Below are 14,915 nucleotides of genomic sequence, written 5' to 3'. Positions count from 1 at the left end.
GTTGATCACTCGTCGTCGCTCGCGTCGGGTTCCCGCAGCGGCCGGTAGGTGCGCCCGCCCAGATCCGGCAGGGTGAACGAGTAGTGGCCGTGGACCCGGATGTGGTGGCGCACGTACGGCGAGAGCCGGGCGACGTCGGCGTCCAGGACCGGGTAGCCCTGGGCCCGCAGCCCGGCGAGGGCGAGGTCCAGGTAGAGGGTGTTCCACAGGGTGATGCAGTTCAAGACCAGACCGAGCGCGCCGAGCTGGTCCTCCATGCCCTCGTGATACGCCCGGTGCAGCTCACCGCGGCGGCCGTGGAAGACGTGCCGGGCCAGGTCGTGACGGCCCTCGTTGAGGTTGCGCATCCCCTTGATCTGGCGCCGATACGGTTCGTCGTCGACGAACGTCAGCACGTGCAGGGTCTTGAAGATCCGTCCATAGGACGCGAGGGCCTCGCCGAGCTGGGTGAGGTTCCCGCCGGCCGACAGCACCCGCAGCACGTCGTACGCCGACACCTGCCCCGTGTGGATCGATCCGGCGATGCGCAGCATGTCCGGCCAGTGCCGCCGGATCCGGTCCAGATCGACGATCCCGCGGGCGGTCGCGTCGAGGGGCCCGTAGTCGGCGGTGCGGTCGATGCGCCACAGCTTGGCGTCGGGCAGGTCGGCCAGCTGCGGCCGGTAGGCGAAGCCCAGCAGCTGCAGCAGCCCGAACACGACGTCGGAGTACGAGCCGGCGTCGGTGATCACGACCTCGGGACGGCGGCCGCCGTCGCGCCGGTACAGCAGATCGATCAGATGCATCGAGTCGCGCGGGGTGCCCGACAGGACCCGGCCGGCGGTGCCGACGGCCTGGTCGTTGACCATGTTGAGCCAGGTCGCGCCGCGCCGCTGGCCGAAGTACTTCGGGTTCGGCCGTGCGTGCACGGTCCGCACCGGCACCACGAACCGCATCCCGTCAGCCGCTGCCACGAGGCCGCCGCCCCAGGCCCGGGCCAGGCCGATGCCGTCCTGGGCGTCGATCAGCACGCCGTTGGCCGCGGCGTAGGTCTCCGGCCGCAGGTAGGTAGCGTCGACGTGGCTGATCCGGCCCCGGGTCAGCGCCGGGATCCCGTCGGAGATCACCGGGACGAAACCGACGTTGAGCGCGTGCGCCGTCAACGTCGCGGCGATCGTCACGTGCAGGTCATCCAGGCGGGTCGCCGCGCCCGACAAGGCGGTGAACGCGGCCGCGAACCCGGGATACCAGGCCATCACCTCCAGGATCAACTCACCCAAGTCGATGCGCGGCAGCATCGCCTCCACCCGGTTACGCAGATCGATCAGGCTCGGCGGGTCCGGGATCGCGGTGACCTTCTGCGCGTGCAGCCGGCCTTCATCGTCGAGCCGGGCCGCGGTGTGCGCCGACAGGCCGGCCGCGACCTGCCGCCACGCCTCATCCAACGCCGCCGCGTGCCCGTCGAGCAGGTCCCGCGGGTCCTCGGGCAGTTGCAGCGCGTTCAGAGCCGGCGCCTTCGCCTGTTCCCAGGCGTCGCCGTCAAGCAGCCGGGCCCGCGGATCACCCCAGCGCTCCGACACGGCGGCGAAGATGTCCCGGCGCTTGAGCCGCTGGTGGAACTGCTCGAGCACACAGAACACGTACGCGGCCTTGTCCACCGTGCCCGGCGGCCGGTCCTTCGGAAAGACCAGGCGCTGCCACCAACCGGACGGCACCACCTCAACCTGTACCCGGTGGGCGTCGAGGAACCCGTCGCCGACCCTGCGGCCCTGCCGGGCATCGAGCAGTTCCGGCAGGTCGTTGACCGCGTACAGCACCGGCGCCGCGTCCGCGGTCGCGCCGAACTCGATGACCTGACACAGCAGCGGCACGAACCCACGGACCGTGGCCATCCGCTCCAGCAGATGCGCCCGCCACTCCCCGTCCGGATCCGCGTCCGCCGGCGGCAGCACCTCGGCGATCCCAGCGACCGCCGCCCTCAGCTCAGCGCGCGACACCTTGCTCTCGATCGCGTCCCACACCTGCTCCAGGCGCACCTGCTCGCCCCACTCAGCGGCCTCCAGCAGCACCGCCACCGCAGCCGCGAGCTTGCCCGCGTGCCGCGACACCTTCGGATAGCGGCGCAGCTTCTCCTTCTTCGACTGCCGCTCCGCCCGGCTCATCAACTCCGTGGTCATCAGCACGTCGAACAACTCCAGCGCATCGTCGACCGAGCGCGCCTCCAACGCCCGCACCGTGGCCAACAGAGTGGCCAGCTTGCGCGGATACGGGTGCCGGCGCAGCGTCGGCGCCTTCGCCTCCAGCCCGTACCGGGCCAGCTCCCACACCCGCCGCCGCGGCACCACCCCCACGTCCAGATCACCGAGCCCCAGCCCGGCGACCTCGGCTGCCCGCTGCAACGCCCGCACCATGCCGGTACCCGACGTCCTGGTCGGCGGCGTACGCCACCGCTCCAACGACGAGAACCGCGAACCGTCCGGCACGTCGAGCAGACCCTCCAGCAGCCGGGCCTGCTCGGCCGAGACCAGCCCGGACAGCCGCTCGTAAAGCCGACCCGTGGCCTGCGCCCGCACCTGGGCCACCAGCCGGGCCAGGGTGCTCACCGCCGGCAACAGCACCTTGCGCTCCCGCAGCCAGCCCACCGCCGCATCGAACAGCGCCTTCGGCCCGTCCCCGCTCGTCCACGCCCGGTCATCGACCCAGCGCACCAGGTCCTGCTCCGCACCGGCGAAGTCGGTGTACCCGTACTCCCGGACGATCTCCCACTGATGCTCGAACCGGGTCTTCGCCCGCCGCAGATACCGCTTGGCCACCGACGGATCCGCTACGCCGACCTGCCCCGCGACGTAGTCGACCGCCTCGGTCGGCACGTCGAGGGGATCCGTCAGGAACAAGCCCAGCGCCCGCACCGTCGCGACCTGCAACCCGAACCCGACCCGGTTCTCGTCACCGCGGCGCCGGGCCACCAGGTCCCGGTCGAAATCGTCCAGGAAGAACAGCCCTTCCAGCTCTGTCGGCGTCAACGCCCGCGGGAACCGGCCGTAGCTGGCCGCCTGCTCATCAGTGAGGAACTCAACCGGCACAGGCCGCAACGCTAGAAGAGATCGAACATGATCGAAGCCGGGCTAACGGTTCCTCGATCACGCCAACCGACGTACCCCGAACGTGTCCAGACCCAAGATCACCCTAAGCGCCAGTTCCCGTTCCGATGTTCCTCAATGGCCGACACCGACCGACTGAACGCCGACCTGTACGCCGACGGCCTCCCCGTGGACGTGATGACACTGGTGACCGCGGCAGCCGACGGCGTGTCCAGCGCCCCGTTGTGGGGCGCGTCGGTGCGCGGCCCGGAGTTCCGCACGCTGGAGCACCGCCTGATCCAGCTCACCCGTCAGCCTGAACTATGGCAATCGATCCCCTGGTCATGACCCATGCACTCACCCCGTTCGAGCGAAGAGCCGCCGGTTCCGGCCCGATTCTCCGCCTGCCCTGGTCCCATGACCGAGGAAACCGGCAAGCCTCACCTTTTTGACCAGCCAGCGGCTGGCAGCCCTGTTCGGCTTCCCCGAGCCGGAGTACACCGAGGAGCAGGAACGGGCCTTCCAAGAAAGGATGGACCGGGGCGACGACGCTCTGGTCGAGATCTTCGCCGGACACCTGACGATGACGCGCCTGCTCGACTCCGGTCAAGATGAACGCTTTGATCGCCACAAAGGTGCCGGAAGCTTATGGCGGCCACGATGACGTCGCTATCCGCGTGATCGAACGATCCGTCCAAGCCGGACCATCATTCCCCAAGCCGGCTGAGGATCGTTCTGACAGCACAAACGGAACAGATGTTCCGCGGAAAGACGAACGGCCCCGGGTCCAGGGTTGGACTCGGGGCCGTTCGTCACACGTACTCAATGGTGGGGTTTGGGGTCCTCGGTCTTGGGCTCGGTGACCGCGGGTGTCTCGGCCTTCGGCTCGGCGGGGGCGACGGGGGTGGTGGCGGCCGGGGTGTCCGCCTCGGGGGCCGCCTCGGCCGTGGGCTCGGCGGCGTGCTCGGTGGTCTTGGCGTGCGACTTGCGGTGGAAGGTGAACATCATGAACACCACGATCAGCGCGCCCACGATCAGGCCGATGATCGCGCTGAGGACGGTGTTGACCAGCCAGCCGACCACACCGCCGAGAGCGCCGGTCCCGTCGTGGGCCGCCACCTCCAGGTGGTGCACGACGTCGTAGAGGCCGTGCCAGCCCAGCTCCTTGGTGCCGACCAGCAGGATGTGGCCGCCGACCCACAGCATCGCCGCGGTGCCGATGACGGTCAGTGCGGTCAGCACCTTCGGCATCGCCTTGACCAGGCCGCGGCCGAAACCGGCCAGGCCCTTGTTGCTGCCCTCGGCCAGGCGCAGGCCGACGTCGTCCATCTTGACGATCAGGCCTACCGCGCCGTACACCAGGATGGTCATCGCCACCGCGACGATGGTCAGGATGATCAGCCGGTTGAGGAACGGCTGATCGGCGACCTCGTTCAGCGAGATCACCATGATCTCGGCGGACAGGATCAGGTCGGTGCGGATCGCGCCGGCGATCAGGGTCTTCTCGTCCGGCTGGGCCTGCTTCTCCTCGTGCGCGTCATGGTGTGCGATCTTGGCCCACACCTTCTCCGCACCCTCGTAACACAGGTACGCCCCGCCGATCATCAGCAGTGGTGTGAGCAACACCGGCAGGAACTGACTGAGCAGCAGGATGACCGGCAGAATGATCAGGAACTTGTTCCGCAACGAGCCCAGGGCGATGCGCTTGACGATCGGAAGCTCTCGTTCGGCCGCGAGGCCGCGAACATACTGCGGGGTGACGGCCGCGTCGTCGATGACCACACCGGCCGCCTTCGATCCGGCTTTGGCGGCGGCCAGGCCGACGTCGTCCAGCGATGCCGCCGCGGCGCGCGCCAGAACCGCCACGTCGTCGAGCAGGGCTGCGAGTCCAGCGCTCAAGGAGAAGTCCTCTCAGGTTCGGTGAAGCGTTTGTGCAGACTCATTCTCGTCCAGGCCCGCCCGTCGTGCATGACCCCCCTCCGCCGAAAGGGCGCTGATCACCGATGACCCCTACCGAGGCCGTGCTGCTGCTCGGCGGCGGACTGATCGCCGGAACCGTCAACTCGATCGCCGGAGGCGGGTCACTGATCACCTTTCCGCTGCTGGTCGGGCTGGGCCTGCCCGGGGTCGCCGCCAACGTCAGCAACGCCCTGTCGGTGGCTCCCGGGTACGCGGCCGGTGCTCTCGGCAGCCGCCCCGACCTCAAAGGTCAGGGCCGCCGCCTGCTGAGCATGATTCCGGCCGCGATCGCCGGTACCCTCTGCGGCAGCTCGCTACTCCTGTTCACCCCACGATCGGTGTTCGACGTGGTGGTGCCGTTCCTGCTGCTGCTGGCCGCCGCGATGATGGCGTTCCAGAACCGGCTGCGCGCGCTGGCCGGTCACCCCAAGGACAATTCGCCGCGCAAGGCCGCCGTTCTGCTCCAGGTCGCGGTCTTCTTCTGCGGGCTGTACGGCGGATACTTCAACGCCGCCATGGGAGTGCTGCTGATCGCGGCTCTGGCCCTGGTCCTGGATGAGCCGCTGCGCCGGATCAGCGCCCTGAAGAACGTGTTCTCCGCCCTGGTCGGCGCGACCACCGTGCTGCTCTACAGCGTGTTCGGGCCGGTGAACTGGGCGGTCGTGGCCGTGCTCGCCCCGGCCACGATGATCGGCGGGTATGTCGGCGCCAAACTCGCGCGCCGGCTGCCGTCGGAGGTGCTGCGCTGGACGATCGTGGTGTTCGCCCTGGCCGTCGCAGTCGTCCTGTTCCTTACCTGATTCCCATCGCCGCGGTCACCGCGTGTGCCGCCCGTTCGGCCTCCCGGTTCAGGGCGGTCACCGCCTCCACCTGGGCGGCCGGACCGATCACGGTACGCCGGGGCCGCTGCCCGTCCGGCGTCTCCACCAGGCGCACCACCGCCGCGGCCACCTCATCCGGATCACCGGCCGGCTGGGCGGAGATCGCCGCCACATAGGCACCGAACGCCGCCGTGTACGCGTCGGCCTGCCCGAACGTGGCGTTGGCGCCGATGTTGGTCGGGTACGAGGCGGCGTCCACGATCACCGACTCCACCCCGAACGGCGCCAGCTCGTCGTGCCATGCCTCGGTCAGGGCGGCCAGGGCGGCTTTGCTGGCCGCGTACAGGCCGCTGAACGGCACCGTCACCCGGGCCGCGATCGATCCGATCTGGATCAGCGCACCACTGCCCTGGGCGCGCAGGTGGGGCAGGGCGGCGCGGTTCACCCGTACCGCACCCAGGGTGTTGACGTCGAACTGCCGTTGCACCTGTTCGGCGGTGAACGCCTCGACCGGGCCGACGAAGATCCCGCCGGCGTTGTTGACGATCACGTCGAGGTGACCGGTCTCGGTCAGCAGCTCGGCGATGGCACGGTCGGCGGAGTCCTGGTCGGTGACGTCGAGCTCGATCACGCGTACGCCAATCGCGGTCAGGTCTTTTGCCGCCGTCTCGTTGCGGCCGTGCGGGTCACGGATGCCGGCGAAGACCCGGTGTCCCCGCTCGGCCAGGGCTTCGACGGTGAGCCGGCCGAAGCCGGTGCTCGCTCCGGTAACCAGTACGACGCTCATTCTGATCTCCCTCTCCGACGAAACGGGGTGGTCCCCCATTTCGACCCGAAGAGTAACTGGGGTGGTCCCCCGTTTGTCAACCGGCTAGTCTTCGACCCGTGCCCCGAGTCGACGCCCGCCGCAACTACGAGCGGATCCTCGCCGCCGCCTCCGCCGAAGTGGCGGCGACCGGCGCCGACGCCTCCCTGGAGAAGATCGCCCGCGACGCCGGAGTCGGCTCCGCCACCCTGCACCGCCACTTCCCCACCCGGCAGGCCCTGCTCGAAGCGGTCTTCCACGACCGGGTCGCCGTCCTCTGCGAGCAGGCCCGCGACCAGACCCTGACCGACTGGCTACGGGCCGTCGCCGACTACGGCGCCACCACCCGCGGCCTGGCCGCCGCCCTGCTGATGACCTCGCAGGCGTCCTCCACCTGCGAGGTCATGCTCACCGACGCCGGCGGCACCCTGCTACGCCAAGCCCAAGCGGCCGGCGAGGTGCGCGCCGACATCGCCATCACCGACCTGCTGACGATGGTCAACGCGGTGTCGCTGGCCACCCAGGACGGCGCCGAAGCCGTCCGCCTGGTCACCCTCGCCCTGGAGGGCATCGCCCCGGCCGCTCACTGAATCCGCAGCATCGTCCGCTCGTCGGTGTCGAGATTGGCCAACTCGGTGTCCGGAGTCAGCGGCGCCCGCCCGGCCCGCGCCTGCACCAGCGCCCCGACCGCCCACGCATCCGCCTCCACCGGCATCCGCGCGTACGCCAGGAACGACTGCTTGGCCAGCTCCCGGTCCCGTACATAATCCTTCTTGAGGTCCGCACCGATCTGCTCCAAGGCCAGGGCCCCGCCCGGCTCGGCCAGCCTGTCCCGGTAGTTCCGCAGGTTCACCGGCGCCACCGTAGGATCGCCGTCCCGGGTGCGCTCGAAGAGCCGCCACTGATCCCGGGACTTGCGGTAGGCCGCCATCGCCGCCTCCTTCTTGTCGTTGACCAGCGACGCCGCACTGACACCATGACCGTCACGGAGCAGGTTGTACTGCCAGTCGGCCGTCTCCGCGTACTCCGCCCCGGAGGTCAGCGGCGTCGCCACCGCGGCAGCCGCCACCGGGTCGGGAACACCGAGCGCCGCCCGGATCCGGGCGGCGTCCCAGCCGTCGCCGGCCAGCTTGCGAGCCAGCCGCCAGTTCTGCTCCGCGTGCCGGCACTCGTGGTAGGCGATGTTGGCCATCCGCCAGAACTCGTCCTCGGTGATGCCGGCGGCGATCACATCCGCACGGAACCACAGACCCCAGGAGTCGGGATTGAACGCGGCATAGGTCTCGGTCCCGGCCAGCTTCCCGGCCGGGTCGACCAGAATCTGCACCCGCGGCACCCCGAGAGCCTGCAACAGCCTCCCGGCCTGGCCGGGCACCGCGGTCAGGCGCTGCAACTCGGTCAGCCGGGCCCACCCCGGCCAGGCGGCACGTACGGCCGCGGTGAAGGTTGTCACGTTCGCGTCGGTAGCCAGACCATGGGGCATGAGAACCTCCAGATGTACGGAGCGAACCGGTGCGATCACGCTATGACGCCCGGTCGCCGGGGCGGCAGGAGTGTCACCCGTTTGACTGGCACAGTGGAGCCCGTGCCTTCGAAGATCCAGCGGAGACTCCGCTCCCTCATGACGCTGGAACTACTGAACGTCCCCCTGCAGGCGTGGGTCTGGTTCGGCGCCGTCGGCCTGCCGGTGACAGCGGTCAACGCCACCGGCTTCGCGGCGTTCGCGGTGCTGCTGGTGGTGGGCGCCGCCTACTGGGCACACAAGCTGCGGCAGCTGCGCCGGCCGGGCCTGCGCCTGCCCCGGTTCTTCGCCGTGGCGCGAGTACTGCTGCCGGCCGCCCTGGCAGTGGTGCTGATCGTGTGCACGGTGGCCGCGGTGCGCGACCCCGGCCGAGCGTCGTGGCCCGGGCTGGGGTTCGCACTGTTCGCGGTCCTGGAACACATCAACTACTTCCACACCCAATTGATGTACGACACCCGAGCCGACCTCCGACGCCTGTTCCGTTCCGGCCTCCAGCGCGCCCACCTGGCCCGTGATCTGCGGTCTACCGCGTCATCATCAGCCGGCCTGCCTCTGTGACAGGGCGATGCGGCGCCGTACGAGATCGACATCCACGATCTTCACAGTCAGGGGGTCGCCGACCTGTGCGCCACCCGCGGTCACGGGTCCTCCCGCACTGCTCGAAGTGACAGCGGCACTCGCTCCCGGACATGGACACGACCCCGGCGGCAGTCGCGTCGGCAAGCTGGCAGATCACGTCCTCGAACCGGGTCTCGTCCACGACTGTGCTGGTGAGCTGCCCGTCTCCCCTCGCCCAGACGATCTCCACCAGCCCTTCGCCGGGCAGGGCCGCCACGGCCGTGTCGACATCGGTGAGCAGGTCCGGCCAGACGGACAACTGGGCCCGTGGGGTCAGCTGGGCACGCACGGCCTCGATGTTGTCGCGGCTCAGGTGGTGCCATCGGGAGGCGTTGAGGGCGAAGGTCTCCTGCAGGAACGTGGCGCGGTGGGCGCTGACGGTCCAGCCGAGACGGGCCCAGAAGTCGGCGTCGGCAGGGCGCTGCACATAGGCGGGGTCGTCGGCGGCGAAGTCGTACGGCGAGGCGTCCAGGCGCTGCGTGAACAGGCCGAGTGCCCGGACGCGGGCCAGCGCGGTTTCGCAGGGCCGGCCGCTGCCGAGGTAGAGGTACTGGTCCCAGCCGACATGCACGGTGAACTCCCCCTCCGCTTCCAGGCGGCACCAGGCGCCGCTGTCGCGGAGCATCGCTCGGACGAGTTCCAAACCGGCACCGATCGGCACCAGTGCCCCGTCGTGGAACCCGGCGGCGCCGTCGGGAAAGAGGCCGGCCAGGCCGTAACCGTCGACCGGTGGCTCCAGGCCGAAGTGGGCGAAGCCTCCGAGCTGCGGCTCGCGGATGGCCAGCCGGTCGACGCCGCTGTCCTCGGCGAACGCGGCGACGGCCCGCAGGTAGGCGGTTTCGACCGGCCCGTGGTCGCTGGCCGTGTCCTCGGTGCCGGTGTAGTGGCCGTGCTCGTCGCGGTCGGCGGGGTCGTACTTGGTGACCTGATAGACGTAGGGCAGCACGTCACAGCCCACCGGGGGTCGACGGCGTGGCCGCGGCGAAGGACTGGGCCAGGCCGAGCAGGATCCCGCGCTGAGCGGTGCGGTCCTGCATGTCCAGGCTGTATCTCACGTAGCCGACGCGGTCGCTCATGCCGGGAGCGTACGGTAAGCCCGCTCAGGGGCCTCGTGCGAAGAACGGCTCTGGCCCACATTCGGCGGCAGTGCGTGACTCGTCGACATCCGGCTGCTCACATCGAGTGCGGCAGCGGTCTGATCGTGACCGGCCGCTGAGACCCCGGTCATCTCCAGGGCCAAACCATCCCGGATGCGGTCACCTCTCCTGAGAACTCGCAGCGACGGCTGCGGCCCAATTATCGGATTACTGTTACCGGCAATCCAATAATTAGGTTCGGGAGCCGGAAACGGACAAAGTGGGCGTACATCATAATGTCAGTTCTGTTGTTTTCCTATGCCCGTGTAGGATATGGGGTGGCGGAAGAGACGACGGGAGCGAAGGCGGACGCCATCTCGCTGCCGAACTGGCGCGTATCCTTCGACGCCCTCACTTCGAGGACGACGGCTGCGCCGAACCGGACGGGCGCTGCGTTGTTCGAGCCGGGTGAAACGGAAGCCCAGCAAGCCAGCTATCGGGTTGGGTGCGCTCGACTCGGTGCCGATACCCGGGAGCCTCGACGATCTCGCCACCATGCACGTCGCCGGCCGGCCTCGTGTGGGCCCGGCCACTGGCGGAAACCCTGGCGCGTTCCTGCCGACAATCCGAGGCCCCACAGCTCAGGATCCTTATCCTGCCTCACCTCTTTGACAGGCGACAGAAGGCGGCAGGGTCGGTCAGCGGCTGAGTTCACAGCGATGGAGATGTGCCGGGCGGGGAAACCGCCGGAGGATCCTTCTGACAGAAGAAGTCAGGCTCGCCGCGAGCGCGTCACGCGGGAAAGACCGGGACGTGAGACGACCGCGTCAGCACCGAGCAGGGTCACACCTTGACGGTGTCGACGAACATCCGGACTGCCTCGACGGTGGGCGCCGGGGCGCTCAGGTGTGGGAAGTGGCCGGTGGCGTTGAGGATCTGGAGGCGACTGCCGGGGATGTGTTCGTGCAGGTAGTCGCCGACCGACGGGGGCACCATCGCGTCGGCGGTGCACTGCAGGACCAGGACCGGCAGTTCCAGGCGGGCCAGGTCGTCGCGGTGGTCGGACAGGAAGGTGGCGCGGGCGAACTGGAGGGCGATGCGCGGGTTCGTCCGGGCGAAACTCTGCACCAGTTCCTCGGTCAGTTCGGGCATGCTGCCGTCGGCCATCACCGCCGGCGCGGTGGTCCGGGACCAGCCCAGATAGTTGCTGTCGATGGCGTCCAGCAGGCCTTCGATGTCGGTGCGGGAGAAGCCGCCGGTGTAGTCGTCGGCGTCGACGTACCGCGGCGAGGCGGTGATCATGATCAGGGCGGCGATGCGTTCCGGTTCTTCGATGGCGGCCAGGGCGCCGATCATGCCACCGACCGAGTGGCCGACCAGGATCACCTGGTGCAGGTCGAGGGCGTGCAGGATGCGCAGCAGGTCGTCGGCGTGGCCGTGCAGTGTGCCGTAGCGCTCCGGCGGGTAGCCGTCGATCGTGCCCTGGTCCTCGCCGATGATGTCGAACAGCACGGTGCGGCGGTCGTCCTCGAACTCCGGGGTGATGAACCGCCACATGTGCTGGTATTCGCCGTAGCCGTGCACGAAGACCATGGGCGGTGCGTCCTGGTTACCGCCCAGCTGTACGCGATGTCTCCTCAGCACGTCCATCGACCGCACTATACCGGCCGGGTAGCAGAACGGCAGGAAACAGGACGAGCAGTTGAAAGCCGCCGAAGACGACGTACACGATCCGTCGGGCCATGGGGTTCATCGTGTCGGCCGGCGGTGATGGCAGCAATGCCACGAACCTGACGGTTTCTGCCGTCGGGTTAGGCTGGCGCGATGTGGGAGCAGCGGGTCGAACAGTTCTGGCGCGACGCCGACGAGACCCGGCCGGAGCAGGCGTTCACGGCGATGCGGGCGCTGGTGGCCGAGCGCGGCGAGGATGATCCGGACGCGCTGTTCGAGTGGGCGTCGGTGCACGACTTCCTCGGCCGGGAGGCGGAGGCGGTGCCGTTGTACCAGCGTGCTCTGGACGCCGGGCTGGCCTCGCCGCGGCGTCCGCAGGCGATCGTTCAGCTGGCCAGTTCGCTGCGCAATGTAGGCCGGGCGGCCGAGGCGGTCGACTTGCTGTCGGTCCAGGAGCCGGACGAGGTGGTCGGGGATGCCGCGCGGGCGTTCCTGGCCCTGGCCCTGCACGACTGCGGCCGCACCGACGAGGCACTGCGGGTGGCATTGCAGACCTTGGCGAAAACCTTGCCGCTGTACGGGCGGGCAGTCACCTCTTACGCGCGGGACCTGACGGGGCCCTCGGACGCGTAACCTCGGGGAGTGAATCCTGTAGTCGCCGCCCACCGGGACGGATCGCGCAACCCGCGGAGAGCGGCCACCGTCTTCGACGTCATCGCAGCGCTGACGATCGTGGTGGGTGCTCTGGTGGCGTTGTCGGCCGGGGCATCCGACGGCGGTCCGGCAACGATCATCACCGGTGTCGCGGCGATCCTCGCTGGTCTGCTGATCCACACGGTGGCGATCGCGATGCGCTGGCTGGCCGCGATGTACGAGTTGGCGTCCCAGGCGGCCTCCGCCGAGAATGCCAAGCCGGTCGTCACCCATCGGCGTGCCGTCTGACCGGGGTCTTCAGCGCAGGTGGGTGCGGGTGCGCATCAGGATGCGGCCGAGCATGTTCTTGCCGGTGCCGGTGCGGCCCCTGCCCCAGTAGTGGTCGGTGCCGGTGTCCTCGACGATCGCCTCGTCGCCGGTGTCGAGCAGGATCGCGCGGATGTCGGCGTGGGCCTGGAATTTGGCCAGCACCGCGCGGCGCATCACGTCGTCCTTGACTCGGTCCCAGTCACGGCGCAGCGGCCGTTTCCGGTCACGGCCCAACTCGGCGGCGCGCAGCGGATCGGGCGCCCGGCGGACGGCGTCGGCATGCCGGGTCCCGGCGAACTTCTGCGCCTGGAAGTAGTGCTCCGAGGTGGGCCACCAAAGGCCGTCGAGGTCGAAGCCGTGGGCGGAGAAGTTGGAGAAGCAGCCGTACGGGACGTCGTCCGCGCCGTAGAAGTAGATCGTCATCGGTGAACTGTCGAACCTGTCGCTAGCGGGAGGCAACCGGATTACCGGCGTCCGGCAGGGACAGGCGGATGCGGCGGTGGGCGACGTCGACCTCGGCGATCCGGACGGTGAGTTCCCGGCCTTCGGGCAGTGTGTGGTGGGGCAGTAGGCCCGTGATTCCCTCGGCCAGTTCGATGAAGGCGCCGAGGGCTTCGATGGTGCGGTGCACCCGGCCGGTCACCAGGTCGCCCTCGCGGGAGGCCCACGCCGTCCACGGGTTCGGGTGCAGGGCGCGCAGTGACAGGGCCGCCTGTCCCCGGAAGTCGATGTCGATCGCCAGGACTTCGGCGGAGACCCGCTGCCCCGCGGTCACGACCTCGTGCGCGGAGGAGATCCACATCCAGGACAACTCCGGCGGCGGTACGAATCCGATCTCCGGTACCGGAGCATGGTCGAGGTCGACGAAGACACCGAAGTTCTCGATGCGGGCCACGGTGCCGTGCACGATGTCGCCGGGGCTGAGGGTGGTGAGGAAGTGTGTGACGGCGGGCTGGTCCACCGCCGAACCGTAACCGAGATGCCGACCGGCCCGGGGCGGTGGGTCGGGGTCAGTGCCGCGGCCAGTCGGCGAACCGGTTGCGGATGGCCGTCACGCCGGGGGAATCCACGCCGTACGGCAGGAAGGCCCGGTCCGGGGTCCGGTCCAGCCGGCGGCCGGCCGCGGTGACGTCCTCGTCCTCCAGGGCCGGGTCGACGCGGCGGGCGGCGGCCAGCAGCTGGGCCGGGTCGCGGTCGGCGAGGAACACGGCCACGTCGATGAAGTCGCGGACCTCGGCCCGGCCGACCAGGGCGGCGACCTTCCAGGCGATCAGGTCGTCGACGGCCATCACCGGGCCGATGTCGAGGACGACCGGTGGATAGGAGCGGTCCAGGAATCCGAGGCTGACCCGCAGGCCGTCGTGATCGTCGGGGTCGCGGAAGACCTTCAGTTCCGCCATCTGGTACGCCATGCCGGTGATGAGTTCGTCGAGGTCGCTGTCGTAGTCGACGGTTTCGACGAGTAGTCCGGCGGCGGTCAGCGCGTCGGTGACCGCGGTGGTCGCCACGGCCACCGAGCCTTCACCGGTGGCGAACAGGTCGACGTCTTCGGTGGGACGGACCACCAGTCCGTGTTCGATCAGGGCGAGGCCGCCGCCGAGGACGAACCCGTAGCGGTACGCCGCGGACAGCGCGGTGCGGGCGACGAGGTCGTGGAACGGGTCGGTCACGCGGCGGCCAGCAGCGGGTGCCGCTGCTGCCAGGCGGTGCGCACCCCGCGGGGCAGCAGCAGGTCCGGCCACACGGTGGTGAGCAGGCGGGTGTGCAGCAGGGTGCGCAGTTCGTCGAACCGGACCGCCTCGCGGAGCACGATCTCGTACATCCGCGGGCGGTCGTAGTCGTCGGCGAGGTCGAAGCACCTGTCGGCCGGGGGCAGCCACAGCATCCGGTGCGGCAGCTGCACCACTCCGGCGGTGGGTCCGCGCAGTTCGGCGAGGTCGTCGATGACCAGCGCCGCCCGGCCGGGCCGGGCGGCCAGGCGGTGCGGGGAGCTGTGCAGCGCTGACGTCATGAGCCCTAGGATAGGCGACCGGTTCGCGGGGTCACCAGATCACGGTGGCGGGTTCCCACAGGGAGCCGTCGGCGCGTTCGTCGGCGAAGCGGTCCTCGCCGAAGGAGGCGATGGCGGCGGCCCGGATCCGGGCCATCTCGGCGGCGTCCTCGTCGTCGACGGCGAGGCCGGTCTCGGCGAACGCGCGGTCGGCGACGCCGATCATCCGGGCGGCGAGCGGGTGGTCACCGTCGGCGGAGGCCACCGCGGCGGAGCCGATGGCCCGGTACGGCATGAAGTTCTCCCCCGACCGTTCGTGACACTCTGCCAGCAGTGTCCGGGCACGGTCCCGGTTGCCGTTCTGCAGTTCTTCGAAGGCCAACTTGTATGACTCGCATTTCACCAGGTCAGCCTGCCTTACGTGGGCGCGG

The 14,915-nt window shown here is 69.6% G+C and carries 19 protein-coding genes; 7 read left to right on the top strand and 12 right to left on the bottom strand.

Annotated features, from left to right (window positions below; all coding sequences use genetic code 11):
• Positions 1-5: 5 nt before the first annotated feature.
• Positions 6-3,062: a Tn3 family transposase gene (locus ACQ0O7_RS13180; RefSeq protein ID WP_430782311.1), complete on the bottom strand. Its 3,057-nt coding sequence runs from the start codon at positions 3,060-3,062 to the stop codon at positions 6-8.
• Between the two features lie 135 nt (positions 3,063-3,197).
• On the opposite strand from ACQ0O7_RS13180, the gene ACQ0O7_RS13175 reads away from it, so the two are divergent.
• Together ACQ0O7_RS13175 and ACQ0O7_RS13170 are read left to right on the top strand one after the other, a co-directional pair.
• Positions 3,198-3,407, top strand: coding sequence for a hypothetical protein (locus ACQ0O7_RS13175; protein WP_430782310.1), 210 nt, complete (start codon positions 3,198-3,200; stop codon positions 3,405-3,407).
• 100 nt (positions 3,408-3,507) lie between these two features.
• A complete protein-coding gene (locus tag ACQ0O7_RS13170; RefSeq protein ID WP_430782309.1) occupies positions 3,508-3,723 on the top strand; it encodes a hypothetical protein in 216 nt (71 codons plus the stop codon).
• A gap of 158 nt (positions 3,724-3,881) precedes the next feature.
• Here the strand turns inward: ACQ0O7_RS13170 and ACQ0O7_RS13165 are convergent, their stop codons facing one another.
• Entirely contained in the window at positions 3,882-4,958 is a 1,077-nt protein-coding gene (locus tag ACQ0O7_RS13165) for a DUF808 domain-containing protein (RefSeq protein ID WP_430782308.1), read from the bottom strand.
• Positions 4,959-5,062: 104 nt separating this feature from the next.
• Between ACQ0O7_RS13165 and ACQ0O7_RS13160 the strand changes: the two genes are divergently transcribed.
• Positions 5,063-5,818, top strand: coding sequence for a sulfite exporter TauE/SafE family protein (locus ACQ0O7_RS13160; RefSeq protein WP_430782307.1), 756 nt, complete (start codon positions 5,063-5,065; stop codon positions 5,816-5,818).
• Here ACQ0O7_RS13160 and ACQ0O7_RS13155 read toward each other — a convergent pair.
• On the bottom strand, positions 5,811-6,626 hold the full coding sequence (locus ACQ0O7_RS13155) for an SDR family NAD(P)-dependent oxidoreductase (RefSeq protein ID WP_430782306.1): 816 nt from the start codon (positions 6,624-6,626) through the stop codon (positions 5,811-5,813). The genes ACQ0O7_RS13160 and ACQ0O7_RS13155 overlap by 8 nt on opposite strands.
• A 98-nt stretch (positions 6,627-6,724) precedes the next feature.
• Here ACQ0O7_RS13155 and ACQ0O7_RS13150 point away from each other — a divergent pair, with 98 nt between their 5' ends.
• A complete protein-coding gene (locus tag ACQ0O7_RS13150) occupies positions 6,725-7,234 on the top strand; it encodes a TetR/AcrR family transcriptional regulator (protein ID WP_430782305.1) in 510 nt (169 codons plus the stop codon).
• Here ACQ0O7_RS13150 and ACQ0O7_RS13145 read toward each other — a convergent pair.
• Positions 7,228-8,097: a hypothetical protein gene (locus ACQ0O7_RS13145; RefSeq protein WP_430782304.1), complete on the bottom strand. Its 870-nt coding sequence runs from the start codon at positions 8,095-8,097 to the stop codon at positions 7,228-7,230. The two genes, ACQ0O7_RS13150 and ACQ0O7_RS13145, sit on opposite strands and share 7 nt — an antisense overlap.
• Before the next feature lie 132 nt (positions 8,098-8,229).
• Here ACQ0O7_RS13145 and ACQ0O7_RS13140 point away from each other — a divergent pair, with 132 nt between their 5' ends.
• Positions 8,230-8,724, top strand: a complete 495-nt coding sequence (locus ACQ0O7_RS13140) for a hypothetical protein (protein ID WP_430782303.1) — start codon at positions 8,230-8,232, stop codon at positions 8,722-8,724.
• Here the strand turns inward: ACQ0O7_RS13140 and ACQ0O7_RS13135 are convergent.
• From ACQ0O7_RS13135 to ACQ0O7_RS13125, 3 genes are all read right to left on the bottom strand, one after another.
• Positions 8,690-9,742, bottom strand: a complete 1,053-nt coding sequence (locus ACQ0O7_RS13135; RefSeq protein ID WP_430782302.1) for a hypothetical protein — start codon at positions 9,740-9,742, stop codon at positions 8,690-8,692. The genes ACQ0O7_RS13140 and ACQ0O7_RS13135 overlap by 35 nt on opposite strands.
• Complete coding sequence (locus ACQ0O7_RS13130) at positions 9,732-9,860, bottom strand: hypothetical protein (protein WP_430782301.1); 129 nt, start codon at positions 9,858-9,860, stop codon at positions 9,732-9,734. Before ACQ0O7_RS13130 ends, ACQ0O7_RS13135 begins: the two co-directional genes overlap by 11 nt.
• Before the next feature lie 843 nt (positions 9,861-10,703).
• Positions 10,704-11,510 (bottom strand): alpha/beta fold hydrolase, encoded by an 807-nt coding sequence (locus ACQ0O7_RS13125; RefSeq protein ID WP_430782300.1) that lies wholly within the window; start codon positions 11,508-11,510, stop codon positions 10,704-10,706.
• Positions 11,511-11,684: 174 nt separating this feature from the next.
• Between ACQ0O7_RS13125 and ACQ0O7_RS13120 the strand changes: the two genes are divergently transcribed.
• Together ACQ0O7_RS13120 and ACQ0O7_RS13115 are read left to right on the top strand one after the other, a co-directional pair.
• Positions 11,685-12,164, top strand: coding sequence for a tetratricopeptide repeat protein (locus ACQ0O7_RS13120; RefSeq protein WP_430782299.1), 480 nt, complete (start codon positions 11,685-11,687; stop codon positions 12,162-12,164).
• A 9-nt stretch (positions 12,165-12,173) separates the two neighbouring features.
• On the top strand, positions 12,174-12,473 hold the full coding sequence (locus ACQ0O7_RS13115; protein ID WP_430782298.1) for a hypothetical protein: 300 nt from the start codon (positions 12,174-12,176) through the stop codon (positions 12,471-12,473).
• A gap of 9 nt (positions 12,474-12,482) precedes the next feature.
• On the opposite strand, the gene ACQ0O7_RS13110 is transcribed toward ACQ0O7_RS13115, so the two are convergent.
• The 5 genes from ACQ0O7_RS13110 to ACQ0O7_RS13090 are packed head-to-tail and all read right to left on the bottom strand — an operon-like array spanning position 12,483 to position 14,887.
• Positions 12,483-12,917 carry an NADAR family protein gene (locus ACQ0O7_RS13110; RefSeq protein ID WP_430782297.1) on the bottom strand — a complete coding sequence of 145 codons (435 nt, stop codon included), beginning with the start codon at positions 12,915-12,917 and terminating at the stop codon, positions 12,483-12,485.
• A gap of 22 nt (positions 12,918-12,939) precedes the next feature.
• Positions 12,940-13,455 (bottom strand): S1 RNA-binding domain-containing protein, encoded by a 516-nt coding sequence (locus tag ACQ0O7_RS13105; RefSeq protein ID WP_430782296.1) that lies wholly within the window; start codon positions 13,453-13,455, stop codon positions 12,940-12,942.
• 49 nt (positions 13,456-13,504) lie between these two features.
• A complete protein-coding gene (locus ACQ0O7_RS13100; RefSeq protein ID WP_430782295.1) occupies positions 13,505-14,164 on the bottom strand; it encodes a nucleotidyl transferase AbiEii/AbiGii toxin family protein in 660 nt (219 codons plus the stop codon).
• On the bottom strand, positions 14,161-14,505 hold the full coding sequence (locus ACQ0O7_RS13095; protein WP_430782294.1) for a hypothetical protein: 345 nt from the start codon (positions 14,503-14,505) through the stop codon (positions 14,161-14,163). Before ACQ0O7_RS13095 ends, ACQ0O7_RS13100 begins: the two co-directional genes overlap by 4 nt.
• Positions 14,506-14,536: 31 nt before the next feature.
• Positions 14,537-14,887 (bottom strand): hypothetical protein, encoded by a 351-nt coding sequence (locus ACQ0O7_RS13090; RefSeq protein ID WP_430782293.1) that lies wholly within the window; start codon positions 14,885-14,887, stop codon positions 14,537-14,539.
• Positions 14,888-14,915 lie beyond the last annotated feature (28 nt).

This window comes from Actinoplanes sp. G11-F43 (assembly GCF_050589265.1).
Lineage (GTDB): Bacteria > Actinomycetota > Actinomycetes > Mycobacteriales > Micromonosporaceae > Actinoplanes.
Note: the sequence above shows the minus strand (reverse complement) of the source record. Positions and strands in the feature narration are given on the sequence as shown.

Excerpts from the sequence above, each read along its gene's own strand:
- ACQ0O7_RS13130 (WP_430782301.1), bottom strand. The coding sequence starts at position 9,860 with ATGAGCGACCGCGTCGGCTACGTGAGATACAGCCTGGACATGCAGGAC.
- ACQ0O7_RS13125 (WP_430782300.1), bottom strand. The coding sequence starts at position 11,510 with ATGGACGTGCTGAGGAGACATCGCGTACAGCTGGGCGGTAACCAGGAC.
- ACQ0O7_RS13175 (WP_430782310.1), top strand. The coding sequence starts at position 3,198 with ATGGCCGACACCGACCGACTGAACGCCGACCTGTACGCCGACGGCCTC.
- ACQ0O7_RS13155 (WP_430782306.1), bottom strand. The coding sequence starts at position 6,626 with ATGAGCGTCGTACTGGTTACCGGAGCGAGCACCGGCTTCGGCCGGCTC.
- ACQ0O7_RS13095 (WP_430782294.1), bottom strand. The coding sequence starts at position 14,505 with ATGACGTCAGCGCTGCACAGCTCCCCGCACCGCCTGGCCGCCCGGCCC.
- ACQ0O7_RS13110 (WP_430782297.1), bottom strand. The coding sequence starts at position 12,917 with ATGACGATCTACTTCTACGGCGCGGACGACGTCCCGTACGGCTGCTTC.
- ACQ0O7_RS13120 (WP_430782299.1), top strand. The coding sequence starts at position 11,685 with ATGTGGGAGCAGCGGGTCGAACAGTTCTGGCGCGACGCCGACGAGACC.
- ACQ0O7_RS13160 (WP_430782307.1), top strand. The coding sequence starts at position 5,063 with ATGACCCCTACCGAGGCCGTGCTGCTGCTCGGCGGCGGACTGATCGCC.